10 protein-coding genes are annotated in these 22,665 nt (G+C 62.8%); 5 read left to right on the plus strand and 5 right to left on the minus strand.

What is annotated here, in order from left to right:
- The first annotated feature begins 43 nt into the window (after nucleotides 1–43).
- Nucleotides 44–958, plus strand: a complete 915-nt coding sequence (locus GGR23_RS03295) for a c-type cytochrome (RefSeq protein WP_183364688.1) — start codon at nucleotides 44–46, stop codon at nucleotides 956–958.
- Nucleotides 959–966: 8 nt separating this feature from the next.
- On the opposite strand, the gene GGR23_RS03300 is transcribed toward GGR23_RS03295, so the two are convergent.
- Entirely contained in the window at nucleotides 967–1,542 is a 576-nt protein-coding gene (locus tag GGR23_RS03300; RefSeq protein ID WP_183364689.1) for a type 1 glutamine amidotransferase family protein, read from the minus strand.
- Nucleotides 1,543–1,580: 38 nt separating this feature from the next.
- Entirely contained in the window at nucleotides 1,581–2,066 is a 486-nt protein-coding gene (locus tag GGR23_RS03305; RefSeq protein WP_382340390.1) for a GNAT family N-acetyltransferase, read from the minus strand.
- A gap of 278 nt (nucleotides 2,067–2,344) precedes the next feature.
- Between GGR23_RS03305 and GGR23_RS03310 the strand changes: the two genes are divergently transcribed.
- The gene (locus GGR23_RS03310) at nucleotides 2,345–2,761 is read left to right on the plus strand and encodes a hypothetical protein (RefSeq protein WP_183364690.1); all 417 of its coding nucleotides are present in this window, start codon (nucleotides 2,345–2,347) and stop codon (nucleotides 2,759–2,761) included.
- Nucleotides 2,762–2,775: 14 nt separating this feature from the next.
- Here the strand turns inward: GGR23_RS03310 and GGR23_RS03315 are convergent, their stop codons facing one another.
- Both GGR23_RS03315 and GGR23_RS03320 read right to left on the minus strand, forming a co-directional pair.
- A complete protein-coding gene (locus GGR23_RS03315) occupies nucleotides 2,776–3,189 on the minus strand; it encodes a MerR family transcriptional regulator (RefSeq protein WP_183364691.1) in 414 nt (137 codons plus the stop codon).
- 73 nt (nucleotides 3,190–3,262) lie between these two features.
- Nucleotides 3,263–3,574, minus strand: coding sequence for a hypothetical protein (locus GGR23_RS03320; RefSeq protein WP_183364692.1), 312 nt, complete (start codon nucleotides 3,572–3,574; stop codon nucleotides 3,263–3,265).
- A 284-nt stretch (nucleotides 3,575–3,858) separates the two neighbouring features.
- On the opposite strand from GGR23_RS03320, the gene GGR23_RS23125 reads away from it, so the two are divergent.
- Together GGR23_RS23125 and GGR23_RS23385 are read left to right on the plus strand one after the other, a co-directional pair.
- On the plus strand, nucleotides 3,859–15,876 hold the full coding sequence (locus GGR23_RS23125) for a hypothetical protein (RefSeq protein ID WP_281375651.1): 12,018 nt from the start codon (nucleotides 3,859–3,861) through the stop codon (nucleotides 15,874–15,876).
- Nucleotides 15,877–16,088: 212 nt separating this feature from the next.
- Entirely contained in the window at nucleotides 16,089–19,724 is a 3,636-nt protein-coding gene (locus tag GGR23_RS23385) for a calcium-binding protein (RefSeq protein WP_183364693.1), read from the plus strand.
- Nucleotides 19,725–19,775: 51 nt separating this feature from the next.
- Here GGR23_RS23385 and GGR23_RS03470 read toward each other — a convergent pair whose 3' ends face one another.
- Nucleotides 19,776–21,869 (minus strand): S9 family peptidase, encoded by a 2,094-nt coding sequence (locus tag GGR23_RS03470; protein ID WP_183364694.1) that lies wholly within the window; start codon nucleotides 21,867–21,869, stop codon nucleotides 19,776–19,778.
- A gap of 171 nt (nucleotides 21,870–22,040) precedes the next feature.
- Between GGR23_RS03470 and GGR23_RS03475 the strand changes: the two genes are divergently transcribed.
- Nucleotides 22,041–22,643: a response regulator transcription factor gene (locus tag GGR23_RS03475; protein WP_183364695.1), complete on the plus strand. Its 603-nt coding sequence runs from the start codon at nucleotides 22,041–22,043 to the stop codon at nucleotides 22,641–22,643.
- Nucleotides 22,644–22,665 lie beyond the last annotated feature (22 nt).

A 22,665-nucleotide genomic window follows, 5' to 3' on the forward strand; every position in this document is an offset into this window, starting at 1 on the left:
GGCTTCCCTGCGAACCGGCGCGTTTTCATGACGGGAGGGTTTCATGGCATCGAAGCTTGCGAAACTGGCGGGAGCCGCCGTGCTGGCCGTTGCGGCCGGCGCGGGGGTGTTCTGGTTCATCACCGCACCGAAACCCCTTCCGGAGCAGGTTTTCGCCGATCTCGGTCCGCCGGATCTCGCCCATGGGGAGCGGCTTTTCTGGACCGGAGGCTGCATCAGTTGCCATGCGCCGAAGGGAGCGTCGGACCGCAACGATCTCACGCTTTCCGGCGGAGAGCCCCTGCAGACACCCTTCGGCACCTTCCATCCGCCGAACATTTCCCCCGATCCGAAGGCCGGTATCGGCGGCTGGTCGCTCGCGGTCTTCGGCAACGCGATGCTGCGGGGGATCGATGACGAGGGTCGCCATCTCTATCCCTCTTTCCCCTACGGGTCCTACGCACGGATGAGTGCGAAGGATGTGAACGACCTCTTCGGCTATCTCAAGACCCTGCCGCCGAGCAATGCGGTGGCGCCCGATCATGAACTTGCGTTCCCCTTCAACCTTCGGGTTCTGCTGGGAGGGTGGAAGTTCCTCTATCTCAACGACCGGCCCCGGGTGGCGCTCGCCGAAGCGGATGAAAAGGTCAAGCGCGGGCAGTATCTGGTGGAAGGCCCGGGTCATTGTGGCGAATGCCACACGCCCAGGGACAGCCTCGGCGGCTTCTCCTCCGGCCGCTGGCTGGCCGGCGGCCCCAACCCGGAAGGCAAGGGCAGGATCCCGAACATCACGCCCGGTGGAGAAACCGGCTCCTGGAGTGCCGAGGACATTGCCGCATATCTGGAAACGGGGATGACACCCGACTTCGATTCCGTCGGCGGCACCATGGTCGAGGTCCAGAAGAACATGGCCCGCCTGCCGGCGGAGGACCGCGAGGCGATCGCAGCCTATCTGAAGGCTGTGCCCGCAGTCCGCTAGCGCCGGCGTCAGCGGGTCAGCGCCTCCATTTCCCGGGCAAAGAGGCTGAGGAACCCGTCGAGTTCCGGGCTGGCGGCACCAAGGCCGGCGAGGATTTCGCGGGCGAAGGTGAGGGGCGCCGTGCCGGGAGCGGTGACGATGCCACCGTCACGGCAGGCCATCGGCTGATCGCGATAGAGATGCGCGCCGCGATAGCCCGTCGGGGCCAGCGTCTCCCGGCTGTTCGACGTGTGGTTCACCGCGTCCAGCAATCCCGCCCGGGCCAGTGCCACGGTGGCTCCACAGATCGCTGCGATCAGGGTGCCCGCTCCATGATGCCGGTTGAGGAGGTCGCCGAGGGCGGGTGCCTGGGGACTTTCCCATGCGGTGCCGCCGCAAAGCACGAGCGCATTCGCGTCCCCCGGCACGAGGTCCCCGATGTCCAGGTCGGGCGTGATGTGCAACCCGCCCATGGAGCGGACGGGATGTCCGCCCGGCGTCGCGACTCGTACCTCGAAGCCGAGATGCGCCCGTGCGGCCGCAAAGAGCAGCGCGGTTTCCCAGTCCGCATGGTTTTCCGTAAGCAGCAGGGTGAGGGATGCCATGTGCCTGTCTCCTTCCTGATAGAGGGCGTGGCGGAACGTCAGCCGGCGAGGGCCTGATTGTATCGCATGCCTGTAACGGGGCGCGGCTTGAAGGACAGGGTTTCGTAGAAGCGGTGCGCGCGGAAATTGCCGGTTGCAGCGCCGACGGTCATGTAGCTGCAGCCGAGCCGGCGTGCCTCCTCCCGGGCGATGGAGACGAGGCTTTGACCGATACCCTGGCTTCTGAAGGTTGGCCGAACGTAAAGCTGGTGGATTTCCATGCCCCGCGCCCCCTCATTGGCGCGGTAGACGGGGGTGAGGATGGCGTAACCCATGGCATGGCCTGCGCTTTCGGCAATGAGGGCGCGGATCCAGGGTGTGGGGCCGAAGAGATCCCGCTCCAGTGCGCCTTCGGAGAGGCAGGCGGAATCGCCGTGATGGGCGGCGAGTTCCGTCACCATGGCTGCGAGCACGGGCAGGTCTTCACGCTTCGCATTGCGGATCCGGACCACGGGCGGCCGGCTATCGAGGATCATGTCGTTCATGGTTCCGTCTCTTTCGGTTGGGCCTCGGGCGGACGGTTACCCGGAAAAAGAAAAACCGCCCTGGAGGCGGCTTCTTGTCATGGGATGACGGGCCGCTCCTATCGGAACAGCCAAAAATACTTCTGTGCGTGGGTCAGCTTCGTCATCATGTCCGCAGCATGCGTGGAAGCATCGCCCCTGTCAAGGGGGAGGCGACTGCGGATCGCGCCTCCCGTTCATGCTGGAGACAGGTTGCATGGCCTATTGTCCGTTCTGCCATCAGTTGACCGGATTACGCCATGCGCCTTCCTTCCTGCCTGTCCCGCCTGTTCCTCGTCGCGGCTGCCGCCGGGGCAACGTTTCCACCTCCGGCGCAGGCGGCGGAGGCCTGCCCCATCGTTTCATCGCGCAACTGGCATGCCTGGATCGACCGTTTCCCCGGCAAGGGAGTCAACCGGATCGTGGTAACCGGACGGATCGCCTTGCCTACTGCCGGCTATGGCTGGCGGCTCGTGAAGGCGGGCGGTCTGCGCGGGCGGCCACCCCTGCAGGAGTTTCGGCTCGAACTCGTGCCCCCTTCGGGCATGGCGGCCGAGGTGATCACAGAGGTGGACGTTCGGGGCGAGGCGAAAACTCCCTTCTCCAACCTGCGGGTCATGGTGTCCTGCGGCGGCAAGCGGATTGCCTTCTTCGACCAGGTGGTCGTGACGGATTGAAGCCGCGCGGCGGGTCAGTGACCGTGATCGCAGGCGCTGTGGTCCGACAGCGATTCGATCACACGGCACTGGCCGATCGTGTGGGCCTGCGGCTGGTCGAGCATGCGCGCCAGTTCCTCTTCCAGTTTCCTCAGGCGAGCGATTTTCAGGCGAATCTGCCGGAGGTGATCCCGGGCGATGTCATCGGCATCGGTGCAAGGCCGTTCCGGATGCGCCGACAGGCGCAGGAGATCGCGAATCGCATCAATCGAAAAGCCGAGGTCACGGGAATGCCGTATGAAGGCCAGCCGGTCGAGATCGGCCCGGCCATAGCGACGCTGGTTCGAGCCGGACCGGTCCGGCTCCGGCATCAGCCCAAGCTGCTCGTAGTAGCGGATTGTGGGTATCTTCACGCCCGCGCGGCGGGACAGTTCTCCAATGGCCATCATCAGCGTTACTCCAGATGCGCTCCCCATGACTAAGGAGGGCCGGAGCAGGCGGCAAGCCGCAATAAAGGGGGGCTTAGCCCTGATCCCCCGTAAACTCCAGATAGAGCTGGCGAACCTTGTCCGCACTCTCCTCGTCGGTCGCGCCCGGCATGGGAGCCGGGCCGGGAGCTGCCACGCGGCTGCCGACGTCGCCGGTTTCAAGGGCCCAGAGGGCATTTGACAGGGAGTTGGAGAGCACGGTGCTGCTTTCCACCAGCGGAGAGAAGCCGGGGGTGCGCGTCTGCTGCGGCTGGGCCTGCGGGGCAGGCTCGTCCGTGTCCATGTCGGGGCGGCGGAAGCGCCCCTGATCGTAGTAATAGCCCTGAAGACCACTGTCGATACGCATTTCAGCTCTCGCTTGCTGATCCTGTTAACCATTTGTTAACGAATTTGGCTTGCGCGAAGCTTGCGGCCGCGCCGCGGACCTACTTGACAGACGGGGCGATATGGAGGGCTGTTCGCGCCGTTCCCAGACGGCAGCGTCGCTGCGTCCTCCTGTTGCCACGATGTTCCTCCGGCGAGGCGCTGCGACATCGTTAATGAACGTATAATCGTTATATTCGAACAGTTTAAATTAGCGGTAACGAATCTTTGAAACACTGATTTCGTATTCTTGCGAGATCATGCTTCATGCCGGCAACCATCTACCAGAACAGCGATCCGAACAATCCGCGGGTTAACCAGCCCTCGATGACGGCGGTTGCTGAGACGGTTACCGGTTCGGCGGCGGACGATATTGTCGATGTGCAGCCGGACGGCCTCAGTGCCAACGATACCATCGACCTGCTGGGCGGCACCAGTGACACGCTGCGGCTGATCGCTGCCGGCACCATGAACCTTACCCTGCCGACCAGCATCGCAGGGGTGGAAAATCTCCTCGGCAGCGGTGGCGACGACATCTTCATCCTGTCCCAGATCCAGCTCAACCGCTTCATCCGGCTGGACGGTGCGGCGGGCTACGACATCCTCCAGTTCAGCACTGCCGGTACCTATAACCTCGGCGCGCTCGGGCTCCAGGTCCTGAACATCGAGGAGTTCAGGGGCTCTGCGGGCGTCGACAGCATCACCGGCACCAATGCCGCCGACCGCATCAACGGCGATGCCGGCAACGACACGCTGACGGGCGGCGCCGGCAACGACTTCCTCGACGGCGGCGCGAACAACGACACGATGTTCGGCGGCGTCGGCAACGACATCTATGTCGTCGACACGACGAGCGACATCGCCAACGAAACCGGCGACACCACCGGCGACGACGAAGTCCAGTCCTGGATTACCTTCAGCCTGGCCAATGCCTTGAGGGCCATCGGGGATATCGAGAGGCTGACGCTTCTCGGCACGGGCAATATCAACGGCACCGGCAATGCGTTTGCCAACGTGATCACCGGCAACGTCGGCAACAACACGCTCGATGGCGGCGCGGGAGCCGACCGCATGATCGGCGGTCTTGGCGACGACACCTATGTGATCGATAACGCCGGCGATGTGATCGTGGAAAACGCAGGCGAAGGTACAGACACCATCCGCGTCGCGATGACCTTTTCCCTTGCGAACTTCGCCAATGTCGAAAAGCTGGTTCTGACCGGTACCGGTGCCTTCGATCTTGTCGGCAACGATCTGGACAATACCCTTATCGGCAACAGCGCCAACAACCGCCTGGAGGGGGGGCTTGGCAACGACACGCTGACCGGCGGCGCCGGCAACGACACCATGATCGGCGGTGCCGGGGACGACGTCTATGACGTGACCGAAGCCGGCGACACGATTCAGGAAGACGCAAACGCCGGAACGGACATCGTTCGTCCCACCTTCGACTACACGCTCGGCGCCAATCTCGACAGCCTCTATCTCCAGGGTACCGGCAACATCAACGGCACCGGGAACGAGCTCGGAAACGGCATTTCCGGGACCGCGGGCAGCAACATCCTGACGGGCCTCGGCGGCTCGGATACGCTGAATGGCCGTGGCGGCGCCGATATCATGATCGGGGGCGTCGGCAATGACATGTACATGGTCGATGACGCGGGCGATCAGACGAACGAGGTCGCCGGCGAAGGCTACGATTATGTCAGAAGCTCGATCAGCTGGACGCTGGCGCGCGGCAACAACATCGAAAGCATCGGGCTTCTGGATGTCGCGGTCGGCAACAACGACATCGACGCGACCGGCAACGAACTTGACAACGCCGTCAGCGGCAACAGCGGGCGCAACACGCTCAGCGGCCTCGAGGGAAACGACACGATCGACGGCGGGCTGGGAGACGACATCCTGCTCGGCGGAGATGGCGACGACATCCTGCGCGGCGGAGATGGCAACGATCGGCTGGACGGCGGGAACGGGATCGATACCGCCGATGGCGGACTGGGCGACGACACCTATGTCGTGACCGACAATGCCGACACCATCTCCGATACCGGAGCGACCGGCACGGACACGGTCGAGGCCTATCTCAGCTTCACGCTTCTGAACAACCCGCAGATATCCGGCGTCGAGAACATCACGTTGGGCGGGAATGCCCATATCGACGCCACCGGTGATGCGAATGCCAACGTGCTTACGGGCAATGTGGGCAACAACGCTCTGGACGGCGGTGCCGGCGCAGACCGGCTTGTCGGCGGTGCCGGCAATGACGTCTACACCGTCGACAACGCGGGAGATGTCGTGGTCGAAAACCCCGGCGAGGGCGACGACGAGGTGCGGTCGAGCATAACCTGGGTGCTTGCGGCCGAGATCGAGCGCCTGACCCTGATTGCCCCCACCGGCAACCTTAACGGCACCGGCAACGCCCTGGACAACACCCTAACCGGCAATGGCGGCAACAATCGCCTGGATGGCGGAGCGGGCAACGACCGGCTCGTCGGCGGGGCCGGCAACGACACCTACGTGGTGGACAGTCTCCTTGACGTCATCGTCGAGAACCCGGGACAGGGGACGGATACGGTCGAAACGGCACTCGGCTATTCGATCGCCCTGCTGGCAGATGTCGAAAACCTGACGCTGACCGGTGCCGGTAACGTCGACGCAACCGGCAACAGCGCCGTCAACCTCCTGATCGGCAACAGTGGCAACAACCGGCTGGATGGCGGCGCCGGTGCCGACACCATGCGCGGCATGCAGGGCAACGACGTCTATGTGGTCGACAACGCGCTCGATGTCGCGGACGAAACGGGAGGCGGCGGCACGGACGAAGTCGTCGCCTCCGTCTCGTACACGCTCGGTCAGAACCTCGAAAACCTGACGCTCGCCGGCGCCCAGGCCATCACGGGCACCGGCAACACGCTGGACAACATCATCGCCGGCAACAGTGCCAACAACACGCTGACCGGCCTCGGCGGCAATGACCGGCTGATCGGAAACGGGGGCACGGATACCCTTGCTGGCGGCATCGGCGACGACACCTACGTCATAGATGCCAACGACATCCTGCAGGAAGGCATCGGCGAAGGCACGGATACCGTCGAGGCCAACTTCTCGTATACGCTTCTCGCGAACTTCGAAAACCTGACGCTGACCGGCGTCGACAACATCGACGGCACGGGCAACAGTGCTGGCAACACCATCACCGGCAACGACGGAAACAACCGGCTGGATGGCGGGGCGGGCGCGGATACCCTTCGCGGCGGCCGCGGCAACGACATCTACGTCGTCGACGATGTGAACGATACGATCGTCGAGCTGGCGGGCGAGGGATACGATACCGTCTTCACGTCGGTGACCTTCAATGCCCCCAACACGATCGAACGCGTGATCCTACAGGGCACGGCCGATATCAACATCACGGCCGATGCCGGTGACAATACCCTGACCGGTAACGACGGGAACAACCGGCTGGATGGCGGCGCGGGCAACGATACCATGGCCGGCGGACGCGGCAACGACACCTATATGGTCGACAGCCTCCAGGACACGGTGACGGAGAACCCCGGCGAAGGCGAAGATACCATCGAGTCCTGGCTGACCTACTCGCTGGCAAACCTGCCGGACATCGAGAATCTCACGCTTCTCGGGACCTCAGACATCGATGCCACGGGAAACGGGAGCCGCAATGTCCTGACCGGCAATTCGGGTGCGAACCGGCTGGATGGCGGCGCCGGCGCCGATACCATGCGTGGCGGCCGCGGCAACGACATCTATATCGTTGACGACGGCAACGATGTTGTGGACGAAACAGGCGGCAACGGGACCGACGAAGTCCGCGCCAGCGTCTCCTACACGCTCGCCGCGGGCGTCGAGCACCTGACCCTCACCGGCACTGCCGATATCGACGGCACGGGCAACGCCGGCGACAACACGCTGACCGGCAATAGCGGCAACAACGTGCTGACCGGCATGGCGGGCAACGACCGCCTCATCGGCAATGGCGGCACGGATACGCTTGCCGGCGGCCTGGGCGACGACACCTACGTCATCGATGCGAACGATGTGCTTCGGGAGGGCGTCGGGGAAGGCACCGATACCGTCGAGGCGGACTTCGGCTACACCTTGCTTGCCAACTTCGAGAACCTGACGCTGACGGGCAACGGCAACATCGACGGCACCGGCAATGCGGCGAGCAACATCATCACCGGCAATGACGGCAACAACACCCTCGACGGCGGTGCCGGTGCAGACACGCTACGCGGTGGGCGCGGCAATGACATCTACATCGTCGACGATGCCGGGGATGTGGTCGACGAGACGAACGGAGACGGGGTGGACGAAGTCCGCTCTTCCGTCAACCATACTCTGCTGGCCGGCTTCGAGAACCTGACGCTGACAGGCAATGGAAGCATATCCGGTACAGGCAATGCGGGCGACAACATCATCACCGGCAATGACGGCGACAACCGTCTGGACGGCGCTGGCGGTGCCGACACCCTGCGCGGCGGTCTGGGCAACGACACCTATGTGATCGACGCCACCGACACGATCCAGGAAAACGCCAACGAGGGTACCGACACCGTCGAGGCCGGCTTTGCCTACACCCTTGGCGTCAATCTCGAGAACCTGACGCTGACAGGCAATGGCCACATCTCCGGCACGGGCAATGCGGCCGACAACATCATCACCGGCAACGGTGGAAACAACCGGCTGGATGGCGGTGCCGGGGCAGACACCCTTCGTGGCGGACTGGGTGACGACACCTATGTGGTCGATGCCGCCGATACGGTCGAGGAAAATGCCAACGAGGGCACCGACACCGTCGAGGCGGGCTTTACCTATACGCTGGGTGCCAATCTCGAGAACCTGACGCTGACGGGCAACGGCAACATATCAGGCACGGGCAACACCCTTGCGAACACCATCACCGGCAATGACGGCAACAACACCCTCGACGGCGGTGCCGGGGCGGACACGCTGAGAGGCGGACGCGGCAACGACATCTACGTCGTCGACGATGCCGGCGATGTGGTCGACGAAACCGGTGGTGACGGAAACGACGAGGTCCGTTCGTCGCTCAGCTACACACTCGGTGCCGGCATCGAGAACCTGACGCTGACGGGCAATGGCAACATATCAGGCACGGGCAACACCCTCGCAAACATCATCGCCGGCAATGACGGCAACAACACTCTCGACGGCGGGGCCGGGGCGGACACGCTGCGCGGCGGACGCGGCAACGACATCTACGTCATCGACGACGCCGGTGATGTGGTGGACGAAACCGGTGGCGACGGCGATGACGAGGTCCGCTCTGCCATAACCTATGTTCTCGGGGCCGGCATCGAGAGGCTTACCCTTCTGGGGGTAGACGACAAGGACGCCACCGGCAACACTCTTGCCAATACCATCACCGGCAATGACGGCAACAACACCCTCGACGGTGGTGCAGGTGCGGACACGCTCCGTGGCGGTCGTGGCAACGACATCTACATCGTTGATAACGCGGGTGATGTCGTGGACGAGACCGGTGGCGACGGGGTGGATGAGGTCCGCTCTTCCGTCAGCTACACGCTAGGCGCCGGGCTCGAGAACCTGACGCTGACGGGCAACGGCAACATCGACGGAACTGGTAATACCCTCGCCAACACCATCACCGGCAATGACGGCGACAACCGTCTCAATGGCGGCGGGGGGGCGGATACGCTGAGAGGCGGACGCGGCGACGACACCTATGTGGTCGATGCCGCCGACACGATCGACGAGACGGCTAACGAGGGCACCGACACCGTCGAGGCCGGCTTTACCTATACGCTGGGTGCCAATCTCGAGAACCTGACGCTGACAGGCAACGGCAATATCGACGGCACGGGCAACACCCTCGCCAATACCATCACCGGCAATGACGGCAACAACACTCTCGACGGCGGTGCAGGTGCGGATACCCTTCGTGGCGGGCGTGGCAACGACATCTACATTGTCGACGATGCGGGCGATGTGGTGGACGAGACCGGTGGCGATGGAAACGACGAAGTCCGCTCTTCCGTCAGCTACACGCTCGGCGCCGGCATCGAGAACCTGACCCTCACGGGCAACGGCAACATCTCCGGCACGGGCAATGCAGCCGACAACATCATCACCGGCAACGATGGCAACAACACGCTCGACGGTGGTGCAGGCGCCGACACGCTCCGCGGCGGGCGCGGCAATGACATCTACATCGTCGACGATGCCGGCGATGTGGTGGACGAAACCGGTGGTGACGGAAACGACGAAGTCCGTTCATCGATCAGCCACACGCTTGGCGCCGGGCTCGAGAACCTGACCCTCACGGGCAACGGAAACATATCAGGCACGGGTAACACTCTCGCAAACACCATCACCGGCAATGACGGCAACAACACCCTCGACGGTGGTGCGGGTGCGGACACGCTCCGGGGCGGGCGTGGCAACGACATCTACATCGTCGATGATGCAGGTGATGTGGTGGACGAGACCGGTGGCGACGGGAACGACGAAGTCCGTTCGTCGATCAGCTACACACTCGGTGCCGGCATCGAGAACCTGACGCTGACGGGCAACGGCAATGTCGACGGCACCGGCAATGCGGCGAGCAACATCATCGTCGGCAATGACGGCAACAACACCCTCGAAGGCGGGGCAGGCGCCGACACCCTTCGTGGAGGGCGTGGCAACGACATCTACATCGTCGACAATGCGGGCGACGTGGTGGACGAGACGAATGGAGACGGGGTGGACGAAGTCCGCTCTTCCGTCAGCTACACGCTTGGCGCCGGCATCGAGAACCTGACGCTCACGGGCAACGGCAACATCTCCGGCACCGGCAACACCCTCGCAAACACCATCACCGGCAATGACGGCAACAACACCCTCGACGGTGGGGCGGGGGCGGACACGCTCCGCGGCGGTCCAGGCAACGACATCTACATCGTCGACGATGCCGGCGATGTGGTCGACGAAACCGGTGGTGACGGGAACGACGAAGTCCGTTCGTCAATCAGCTACACGCTCGGTGCCGGCATCGAGAACCTGACGCTGACGGGCAATGGCAACATCGACGGGACCGGCAACACCCTCGCAAACACCATCACCGGCAATGACGGCAACAACACGCTCGACGGCGGGGCTGGTGCCGATACGCTCCGCGGCGGGCGTGGCAATGACATCTACATCGTCGACGATGCTGGGGATGTGGTGGACGAGACCGGTGGCGACGGGAACGACGAAGTCCGTTCGTCGATCAGCTACACGCTCGGCGCCGGCATCGAGAACCTGACGCTGACGGGCAACGGCAACATATCAGGCACCGGTAACACCCTCGCAAACACCATCACCGGCAATGACGGCAACAACACCCTCGACGGCGGTGCAGGCGCCGATACCCTCCGGGGCGGGCGCGGCAATGACATCTACATCGTCGATGATGCCGGGGATGTGGTGGACGAAACCGGTGGCGATGGCGATGACGAGGTTCGCTCTGCCATAACCTATGTTCTCGGGGCCGACATCGAGAACCTGACGCTCACGGGCAACGGCAACATCTCCGGTACGGGCAACACCCTCGTAAACACCATCACCGGCAATGACGGCAACAATACCCTCGACGGTGGTGCGGGTGCGGATACGCTGAGAGGCGGGCGCGGCAACGACATCTACATCGTTGATAACGCGGGTGATGTGGTGGACGAAACCGGTGGCGACGGCGATGACGAAGTCCGTTCGTCGATCAGCTACACGCTCGGCGCCGGCATCGAGAACCTGACGCTCACGGGCAACGGCAACATATCAGGCACGGGCAACACCCTCGTAAACACCATCACCGGCAATGACGCCAACAACACCCTCGACGGCGGGGCGGGGGCGGACACGCTGCGCGGCGGGCGCGGCAACGATATCTACATCCTCGACGATGCCGGCGATGTGGTGGACGAAACGGGCGGCGATGGCGTGGATGAGGTCCGTTCCTCCATCAGCTACATCCTGCTGGCCGGGATCGAGAACCTGACGCTCACGGGCAACGGCAACATATCAGGCACGGGCAATGCAGCCGACAACATCATCACCGGCAATGACGGCAACAACACCCTCGACGGAGGCGCGGGGGCGGATACGCTGAGAGGCGGGCGCGGCAACGACATCTACATCCTCGGCGCCGGCGATACGGTCGAGGAGAGCGCCAACGAGGGCACCGACACCGTCGAGGCAGGCTTCACCTTTACGCTGGGTGACAACGTCGAGAACCTGACGCTGACGGGCAACGGCAATATCGACGGCACCGGCAATGCGGCCAACAACATCATCACCGGTAACGGCGGCAACAACAGGCTGGAGGGCGGAGCAGGCGACGACACCCTGATCGGGGGGGCCGGAAACGACGTCTATGTCGTGGACAGCGCCGGAGACAGCGTCGTTGAAAATGCTCGTGAAGGCACCGATACCGTCCTGGCCTCGGTGGGATTTTCTCTCGCAAGCCTTCCCGATGTCGAAAACCTGACGCTGACCGGTTCCGCCAACATCGACGCCACAGGCAATGGGCTGGACAACACCCTGATCGGCAATGACGGCAACAACCGCCTGGACGGCGGGGCCGGTGCCGATGTGATGAAGGGCGGCAAGGGCAACGATACCTATATCGTAGACAATGCCGGCGACGTCGTGGACGAGACGGGTGGCAATGGGTCTGATGAGGTGCTTTCCTCGGTGAACTACACGCTGGGGACGGGCGTCGAGAATCTCACCCTCACGGGCCATGGCGATATCGATGGCACTGGCAACGTACTGGACAACGTCATCACCGGGAACGACGGGAACAACACCCTTGACGGCGGAGGCGGTGCGGACCGTCTTGTGGGCGGCGACGGTGACGACGTCTATTATGTCGATGACATCAACGATGTGGTGGTGGAGGAAGATGACGGCGGCGAGGATACCGTCTACACCACCGTTCCGTTCGATGCCGGCCCGAACATCGAGCACGTGATATACCTGAACGCCCAGAACCTCGATTTCACCGGGGGCGCCGGGCCTGACCGCCTGTTCGGAACGGACGGCGACAATCTCATCGACGGCGCGGGTGGCGACGATGTCATGATCGGCCGCAAGGGCAACGACACCTATGTGGTCGACAGTGCCGGCGACCAGGTGGTCGAAAGGGCGGACGAGGGCACCGACACCATCGAGGCCCGGGTCAGCTTCACGCTGAGCGCCAATGTCGAAAATCTCAGGCTGATGGGTACCGGGGATCTCGATGGAACGGGCAACGAGCTCGCCAACATCATCACCGGCAATGACGGCAACAACACGCTCGACGGCGGGGCGGGTGCGGATACGCTCCGCGGAGGCAAAGGCAGCGACATCTACATCGTCGACGATGCCGGCGACGTTGTGGACGAGACCGGTGGCGACGGGGTGGACGAGGTCCGCTCTTCCGTAAGCTACACCCTCGGTGCCGGGCTGGAAAACCTGACGCTGACAGGTGCCGGCAACAACTCCGGCACGGGCAACGACCTTTCCAACATCATCATCGGCAATGACGGCAGCAATCTGCTCGACGGCGGGGCCGGTGCCGATACGCTCCGGGGTGGCCTGGGCGACGATATCTATATCGTCGACAACGAGGGCGATGTCGTCGACGAAACCGGCGGCGACGGGGTGGACGAGGTGCGCTCCTCCCTCACATATCGCCTCCAGGCAGATATCGAGAAGCTGACCCTCCTCGGCAGCGGCAATATCGGCGGAACGGGCAACGGGCTCGACAATGTCCTGACCGGCAACGAGGGCGACAATGTCCTTGATGGCGGTGCCGGTGCTGACCGCATGAAGGGCGGACGCGGCAACGATACCTATTTCGTCGACGATGCCGGCGATACGGTCGACGAAAGCGACGGCAGCGGCGTGGACGAGGTTCGCTCGTCGGTTGGTTTCGTACTGGGTGCGGGGCTCGAGAATCTGGTACTTCTCGGCACGGTCCAGATCGACGGAACCGGCAACGATCTCGACAACCGCCTGACCGGAAACAGCGGTGACAACCACCTGATCGGGCTTGAAGGCAATGACACGCTTGATGGCGGCGGCGGGCGCGACGTTCTGGAAGGCGGCAACGGGGACGATACCTATGTGCTGCGCAGCGGTTCCGAAACGATTGTCGAGGGCGCCGATGCAGGAAACGATACGATCAGCGCCGCCATCACCTGTTCGCTGCTGCCCTACGGCACCGTGGAGAACCTGACGCTGACCGGTTCGGCCGCCATCAACGGCACCGGAAACGCCCTTGCCAATGTCCTCATCGGCAACCGGGGCAACAACCGGCTCGACGGGGGAGCCGGTGCCGATCTTCTCAAGGGAGGCCTCGGAAACGACACCTATGTGGTCGACCGGCAGGACCGGATCGTCGAATTCGGCAACGAAGGCAGCGATACGGTCTTCGCCGATTTCAGCTACGTTCTCGGCGCAAACCTGGAGAACCTGGTGCTCACGGGGCGTTTCAACCTCACGGGCACCGGCAACGAGCTGGACAACCGGCTTACCGGCAACAGCGGCAGGAACCTGCTGTCCGGCGGGCTCGGCAATGACTGGCTGGACGGACAGCTGGGCGCGGACCGGCTGATCGGCGGCCGCGGCAACGATACCTATGTCATCGACCGCAGCGACGTGATCGTGGAGAAGGCCGGCGAGGGAACGGATACGGTGATCGTCGGCACCAGCTACACGCTGTGGGGCAGTCTCGAGAACCTGATCCTCGCCGGCAGCTCCTCGATCAACGGCACCGGTACGGCCGACAACAACCGCATCACCGGAAACAACGGCGAGAACCGGCTGACGGGTCTTGCCGGCAACGATACGCTGATCGGCAATGGAGGCAGGGATACCCTGATCGGCGGTCGAGGAAACGACGTCTACGTTATTGACGCAAGCGATGTTATTGTGGAAAACGCTAATGAAGGAACGGATACTATAATATCCGGCCGATCCTACCGGTTGTTGGCCAATTTCGAAAACCTCACACTCTCCGGTACACAAAACCTCAGCGGCACAGGTAACAGCGTGGCGAACATCATCAACGGCAATGCCGGCAACAATGTGCTCGATGGCGGAGCCGGGGCAGATGTCCTGCGCGGCGGCAGGGGCAACGACACCTATATCATCGACAGCGTGCTTGACGTGATCGACGAACGCGGCGGCAATGGCGTCGACTGGGTTACGGCGACGGTTTCCGTCTCCCTGGACGGCCGGAGGGTGTTCGGCGATGTGGAGCATGTGCGATTGACCGGAAACGGAGACATCTCCGCGTCAGGCAACGCGCTGAACAACACGCTGATCGGCAATGGCGGCAAGAACGTGCTCTCGGGCGGTGAAGGCAACGACTGGCTTTCCGGCGGCGGCGGGGAGGACCGGCTCATCGGCGGGAAGGGCAACGACACCTACGTTGTGGATGCCCTGGACGGGGTTCGGGAAAAGGCCGGCGAGGGCCTGGATACGGTTATCGCGGACTTCAGCTACCGGCTGTTTTCCAATTTCGAGAACCTGGTGCTGGCCGGCAAGAAGGCAATCAACGGCACGGGCAACGAGCTGGCGAATGTTATCCGCGGCAATGATGCGGCCAATGTGCTCGACGGGCGAGGCGGCAAGGACACGCTGATCGGCGGGCGGGGCAACGATACCTATTTCGCCGACGCACAGGATATCCTGATCGAAAAGGCCGGCGGCGGGGTGGATACCGTCATCGCCCGTTTCGATTGCCGCCTTGCAGACCAGATCGAGAATCTCGTGCTCCTGGATCGCGGGAGCTTCCGGGCAACGGGCAACAATCTGAACAACGTCATTACCGGCAATTCCGGCGGCAACCGCCTCGACGGTGCCGGCGGTAACGATACGATCATCGGGGGTCGCGGCAAGGACATCCTCATCGGCGGGCTCGGCAACGACGTGCTGACCGGTGGAATCGGCAAGGACACCTTCGTCTTCGACGCCCGGCCGAATGCCGTCAGCAACATCGACCGCATTCTGGACTTCAACGTTCAGGACGACACGATCCAGCTGGAGAACCGGATTTTCACCCGGCTCGGCGTCGAAGGGGCCCTGAGCAAGGCCTATTTCACCGCCAACTCCGCCGGTGTGGCAAGGGATTCCAACGATTACCTGATCTACAATACCAAGACCGGAGCGTTGCTCTATGACGCCGATGGCAACGGCAGCGGGTCGGCCGTGCAATTTGCGTGGCTGAGCAAGGGGCTTTCCCTCACGCACGCCGATTTTTCCGTCATCTGATCCGCCAGAATGCTCCTCCAGGGGCCGGTCGCCCATCTGCGGCCGGCCGCTTATCCATGTCCGATATTGGACTAGTCCAATGCCGCAAGGGCAGCCGGACTTGATGCGGGGCTTCTCAACTCTCTAAGTTCATCATTCCTAATATTATATATTCAGGCCGCGGGGCAGGTGATGACCTGCCCCGAAAGGCTGCCTTTCATTTGAGGTGAAACATGCCCTACGTCGCAGAAACCGAAACCCTCGTGAACACGACTGCCGCAGGGGAACAGACCTCCTCCTCCGCAACCGTGCTGAAGGATGGCAGCTATGTGGTCGTCTGGACTTCGGCTGGCGCGGTCATGGCGCAGCATTTTGCGGCGGACGGCAAGAAGATTGGCAGCGAATTCACGGTCATTGCTCCGGCCCGGCTCACCGGCAGCCCGGTCGTGACCGCCACCGATGACGGCGGATATGTCGTGACCTGGCAGACGTTTGGCGAGGCTGTCAATTCCATCATCAACCTTACCCGCCAGTTCGGTGCAGACGACGCGCCGAAAACCGAAAGCGGGATCCAGATCGGAAGCCTTTCCAAAGTGGGCGCGCAGGTGAGCGTGACATCTTTCGGATCGCAAATCTTCTATTCCTGGGATGTGGGCGAGAACACAACCCGGTCTATCAAGGGGCGCTTCTACGATACCAAGACGGGCCTGTTCGGAGCGGAATTGACCCTCGCACCGGCAGGGGGCTATGGAAAATCCATGCCTGCAGTCACCGCCCTGAAGGACGGGACCTTCGTTCTCACCTACAGCTCGGCCATGGAGGACGGAAGCGGCCTCGGGATCTATGCTCTCCGTTTCAGAAGCGACGGCACGCCTGTCACCACCGGCAACCCGGCGTCCCAAAGCGTGACGGGCGGCTTTCGGGTGAACACGACGGTTACCAACAACCAGACAAATCCATCCATTGCCGCGCTCGAGGACGGCGGCTTTGTCATCGTGTGGATGTCGGGTGCCGCCATCATGGCACAGCGTTACGGTGCGGACGGGAATGCAGTCGGAGGTGAGGTGAACATTGCCACCATCGGCAGTACGCTCATGCCCTTTATGATGAAGGTCGTCGCGCTGAAGGAGGGCGGCTTCTTCGTTGTCTGGCATGAGTTGGGCAAGGACGCAAACGGCGCTGCCGTCATGGGCCAGTTTGTGGATGCAGGCGGGCGACTTTCCGGAGCCTCGTTCGTGGTCAACAAGTTGACAGCGGGCGACCAGTATCTCGCTTCGGCAACCCAGAAAGGTTTCGATATCCTGCTCACCTGGAGCGATTCCACGCAGGACGGGGACGGGCTCGGCGTGATGAAGCAGGTGATCCGCAAGCAAGCCGATCTTACCGACCAGGACGAGACGATAACGGGGACATCCTCCGACGAAACATTCGTTACCGATCCCGGCGGGGTTTCCGCCGGCGACAGCATCAATGGCGGCGGCGGGACCGATACGATCGTGCTGGCCGCGGCGGGCACGATGGACGTGACGCTGCCGCGGGTCTTTTCCGGTATAGAGCGCTTGACCGGCTCCCCTGGCAACGATGTCTTCATCGTCAGCGCCGAGCGGCTCGAAGGGCTCCAGAAGATCGACGGGGCCGGCGGAAACGATATCCTCCGCATGAAGAACACCGGCACGCTCGATCTGTCGATGATGGAACTGGTTTCCATCGAGAAGATCGAGGGCACCGCCGGCAACGACACCATCGTCGGGAGTGCGGGACGCGACATAATCGACGGCGGTGCCGGCGAGGATGGCATGACCGGCGGCGCAGGCGACGATACCTACTATGTCGACAACGCGTCAGACAGTGTCACCGAGCGCGAAGGGGGCGGATTTGACGACATCGTCGCTTCCGTCAGTTACACGCTTCTCGCCCATATCGAGCGCCTGACTCTTTCGGGGACCGGCGATCTGACGGCGAGAGGAAACGAGCTCGACAACGTGCTTGTCGGCAATGACGGCAAGAACACGCTGACGGGCGGCCTCGGCAATGACGACCTCGATGGAGGCAAGGGTGCCGATCTGATGGTCGGCGGCCAGGGCTTCGACCGTTACCACGTGGACGATGCAAAAGACATCGTCGACGAAGCCGCCGACAATGGCGGCGGCAGGGATACGGTCGTGTCCACGATCAGCTTTTCGCTTTCCGGCCCCGCTGTCCGCGGCGAGGTCGAAAACCTGACTCTTGCCGGCGAGGATGATCTGGATGGCATCGGCAACGCGATTCGCAACTTCATCACCGGCAACAATGGAGAAAACGAGCTGCGCGGTCTCGCGGGCAACGACCAGCTGGACGGCGGCGACCGGGGCAGGGCCCGCGATATTCTTGTCGGGGGTGCCGGCGACGATTTCTACATCGTCTATGGCGAGGAAGACATCATCGACGAGCGCGCCGATGGCGGTGAGGGCAGGGATTCCGTCAGCGCATCATGCAGTTTCGACTTCGAGAGCGACAATATCCGCGGAGATGTCGAGGATCTCTTCCTGACCGGAGCGGGCGATTTCATCGGCGCCGGAAACCGTCTCGCAAATGATATCTACGGGAATGAAGGCAACAACATCCTCATGGGTCGCGACGGCGACGATCTTCTTGACGGTGGCCTTGGAAATGACGTGCTGATTGGCGGAACGGGCAACGACACCTATTTCGTCTCCGACCAGAACGATATCGTCGACGAGCGCGACGGGAACGGCACCGATACGGTCGAAAGCTTTATCAGCTACAGCCTGAATGCCAGGTCCAATGCAAATATCCTCGGAGCGGTCGAGAACCTCATCCTCTCGCGAAGCGCCTCGAACATCGACGGAACGGGAAACGAGCTGGCCAATCAGATCACCGGCAATGCCGCCAGCAACACCCTGACGGGACTTGGCGGAGACGACCGGCTGGACGGTGGAGGGGGTGACGACCGGCTCGTCGGAGGGGTCGGGAACGATACCTACATCGTGGATTCTGTCGGCGATGTCGTAAGCGAGGCCAACGGGCTCGGCCGCGATCTCGTCCTGTCATCCGTGTCCTTCAGCCTGTCCGACGCGACCCGCGCCATCGGCGCCATCGAAAACCTGACTTTGACGGGCACGGCTGCCAACGGGACCGGAAATGCGCTCGACAACGTGCTGACCGGCAACGACCTCCAAAACGTGCTGACGGGGCTTTCGGGCAACGATATCCTGAATGGCGGCAAGGGCGCCGACGTCCTTCTCGGCGGCAAGGGAAGCGACATCTACTACGTCGACAACATGGCTGACCTGGTCGACGAAACCGGGGGGCGGAAGGGGGAAACGGATACCGTCTATTCCTCCGTCTCCTTCGATTTCAGCGACCCGATGCAGGCTGCTGGTGCGGTCGAAAATCTGGTGCTGACGGGGACGGCCGTTTCGGGTACGGGCAATGGCTTCGACAATGTCCTGACCGGCAACGGAATGAACAATATTCTTTCCGGCGGTGCCGGAAACGACCTGCTGATCGGCGGCCTCGGCAGCGATACGCTGACCGGCGGCTCCGGTGCGGACACCTTCCGGTTCGATACGATGCCCAACGCCCGTACCAACGTCGATACCATCACCGATTTCAGGTCCGGGGAGGACACGGTTCTTCTGGAGAACGCCATCTTCACCAGCCTGCGCGCCACGGGCAAACTCGGCAAGACCTTCTTCGCCGTCGGCACGGACGGGCTTGCCAAGGACAGGGACGATTTCCTGATCTACAATTCCAAGACCGGTGCGCTGATGTATGACGCCGATGCCAACGGCAAGGGCGCCGCCATGCAGATTGCCTGGCTCGGCAAGAACCTGCAGGTGAGCAGCACGGATTTCACGGTGATCTGATCGGACGGGACCGGAGCGGCATGCTCTTTTCTGCCGCTCCGTTTTCCGGCTTCACGCCTTTCCCATGACCTTCAGCGCGAAGGCATATTCGAGGGCCGTTTCCTCCAGCCGTTGGAAGCGGCCGGAAGCGCCGCCATGGCCCGCATCCATATTGGTGCGCAAGAGGATCGGGGCCGAGGACGTGGAATGCTCGCGCAGCCGCGCCACCCACTTCGCCGGCTCCCAGTAGGTCACGCGCGGATCGGTGAGCCCCGCCAGCGCCAGGATCGGCGGATAGGGGTGCGGTCCCACGTTGTCGTAGGGGGAATAGGCGGCGATCCATCCATATTCCTCCGCAGAGGCAATGGGATTGCCCCATTCGGTCCATTCCGGGGGCGTCAGCGGCAGCGTGTCGTCGAGGATGGTGTTGAGCGCATCGACGAAGGGGACGGCCGCGATGATGCCGCCGAAGGTTTCCGGCGCCATGTTGACGACGGCGCCCATGAGGAGACCGCCGGCCGAACCGCCTTCCGCGACGATCCTGCCCTTTGCGGTGAACTTTTCGGCGATCAGATGATCCGCAGCGGCAATGAAATCCGTGAAGGAGTTCATCTTCTGCTTCATCTTCCCGTCTTCATACCACTGATATCCCTTATCCTTTCCTCCGCGAATATGGGCAATCGCATAGACGAAACCCCGGTCGACCAGGGACAGGGCATTTGTGTTGAAGGAGGCGGGAATGGTGATCCCGTAGGCGCCATAGCCGTAGAGCAGGCAGGGAGCGGAGCCGTCGAGCGGGGTATCCTTCCGATAGAGCAGGGAAACCGGCACCAGCGCGCCATCGGCCGCGGGCGCGAAGACGCGGCGCGTGACATAATCCGCCGGATCGTGCCCCGAAGGCACTTCCTGCGTTTTCAGCAAGACGCGCTCCCGCGTCGCCATGTTGTAGTCGAAGAGCTGCTGCGGGGTGGTCATCGAGGAATAGGTGAAGCGGATGACATCGGTGTCATATTCCGCCGCGCCCTGAAGCCCGAGCGAATAGGCCTCCTCCTTGAAGGCGATGGCGTGTTCCGCTCCTGTCTGCCGGTCGCGGATGACGATGCGGGGCAGGCTGTCCCGGCGTTCGAGCCAGACGAGATGGCGCGCATAGGCAGAGTGCGACAGGATCAGCCGCCCCGGCTCGTGTGGCACCAGCTCCTGCCAGTTATCCTTGCCCGGTTTGTCGAAGGGCGTGACCATGATCTTGAAATCCTTGGCCCCGTCCGCGTTTGTGAGGATGAAGAAGACATCACCGCCTTCCGTCATCGAATATTCGATGCCCGGCTCGCGCGCGGCGACGAGCGACGGCTCCGCCGTGAGGTTGGAGGTCGGGATCAGGCGGATTTCGCTCGTCTGGTGATTGCTGGAATGAACATAGATCACGTCGTCCAGCATAGAGCCGCCAACACCGGCGAAATAGGCGGGATCCGGCTCCTCATAGACAAGCCGGTCCTCGGATTGCGGCGTGCCGATGACATGGTGGAAGATCTTCGACGGCCGGTGGTTCTCGTCCTGCATGGCATAGAAGAAGCTCTTCCCATCCGGTGCGAAGACGCCCCCGCCATCTGTATTCTCGACGAGATCGTCGAGATCCTGCCCGGTCGAAAGGTCCCGGATGCGAACCGTGAAGAATTCCGAGCCCTTGTCGTCGAAGCTCCAGATGCCGCGCGCGTGATCGGCAGAGGTATCGATGCCGCCGATGCGGAAATAGGCCTTGCCTTCCGCCTCCCTGTCGCCGTCGAGCAGGATCTGCTTCTCGCCGCCCTCTCTCGGGGTGCGGAAAAAGTGCGGATGCTCGCCGCCGGTCACGTAGAGCGAGCCGTAGGCATAGGGGCCGTCCTTGACGGGCACGGAGCTGTCGTCTTCCTTGATGCGCCCGCGCATCTCCGAAAAGAGGGTTTTCTGCAACGCCTCCGTATCGGCCATCGCCGCCTTCATGTAGGCGTTTTCCGCTTCCAGATGGGCGCGGATTTCCGGCTCCAGGATGGAAGGATCGTGGAACATCTCCTGCCACTCGGCGGCACGCATCCAGGCATAGTCGTCGGTTCGGGTGATGCCGTGGCGGGTATCGGAAACCGGCCTCTTCTGCGGGCGCGGCGCGGGGGGCAAGGACTTGAATACAGACATGATCGTCTCTCTTTGGCGCAATCGATTGGCGGGACAAATTCCATCCAGAGATAAGCCCCGGCTTGAACGGGATCAAGGGACACCGGGACCGCATCCCCACGTCCCAAATTTTATGTAAGCGATGCTGAAAATAACGGTTGAAATTGCACGCTTGGCAGGTCATGAAGAGGCATGCCGAAGCTGCTTTTGATCGATGACCATGCAATCCTGCGTTCAGGTGCCCGCGCGCTGATCGAGCGGCATGTGGTCGGGGCGGACATTCGGGAAGCGGGCAGCATTGCCGAAGGATTGCAGCAGGTTGCCGGCGGGTTCGAAGCGGATATTGCCATCCTCGACATCGTTTTGCCCGATGCGGCGGGAGGCGAGGGCATCCGGCTGTTCCGCCGCGAGAATCCCACCGTCCCCGTGATCGTTCTCTCCGGTGCCGAGAGCATGAAGTCGACGGTTCTTTCGCTCGGCGCCGCGGCCTTCGTGCCCAAGAACGGCGAAGCGCTGGAGATCGTATCCGCTATCCGGGCCGTCCTCGAGGGCGAGTGCTACGAGCCCGGAAGACCGGGTGTTGCGGCAACCTGGGGTACGCTCAGCATCCGCCAGCGCGAGATCGCCCGTCTTTGCTCCGAGGGCCACACCAACAAGGAAATCGGCCGTTTGCTGGGGATCAGCGACAACACGGTGCGAGCCCATCTGACGCTCATCTTCCGCCGCTTCGGCCTGAAAAGCCGGACAGACCTGGCCATGCTCGCTTCGGAGCCAACCCTTGGTGTTGCGGAGTAGGCGCGAAACCGCGGTCCACGCA

This window comes from Gellertiella hungarica, from assembly GCF_014197145.1.
In the GTDB taxonomy this organism is placed as follows: domain Bacteria; phylum Pseudomonadota; class Alphaproteobacteria; order Rhizobiales; family Rhizobiaceae; genus Gellertiella; species Gellertiella hungarica.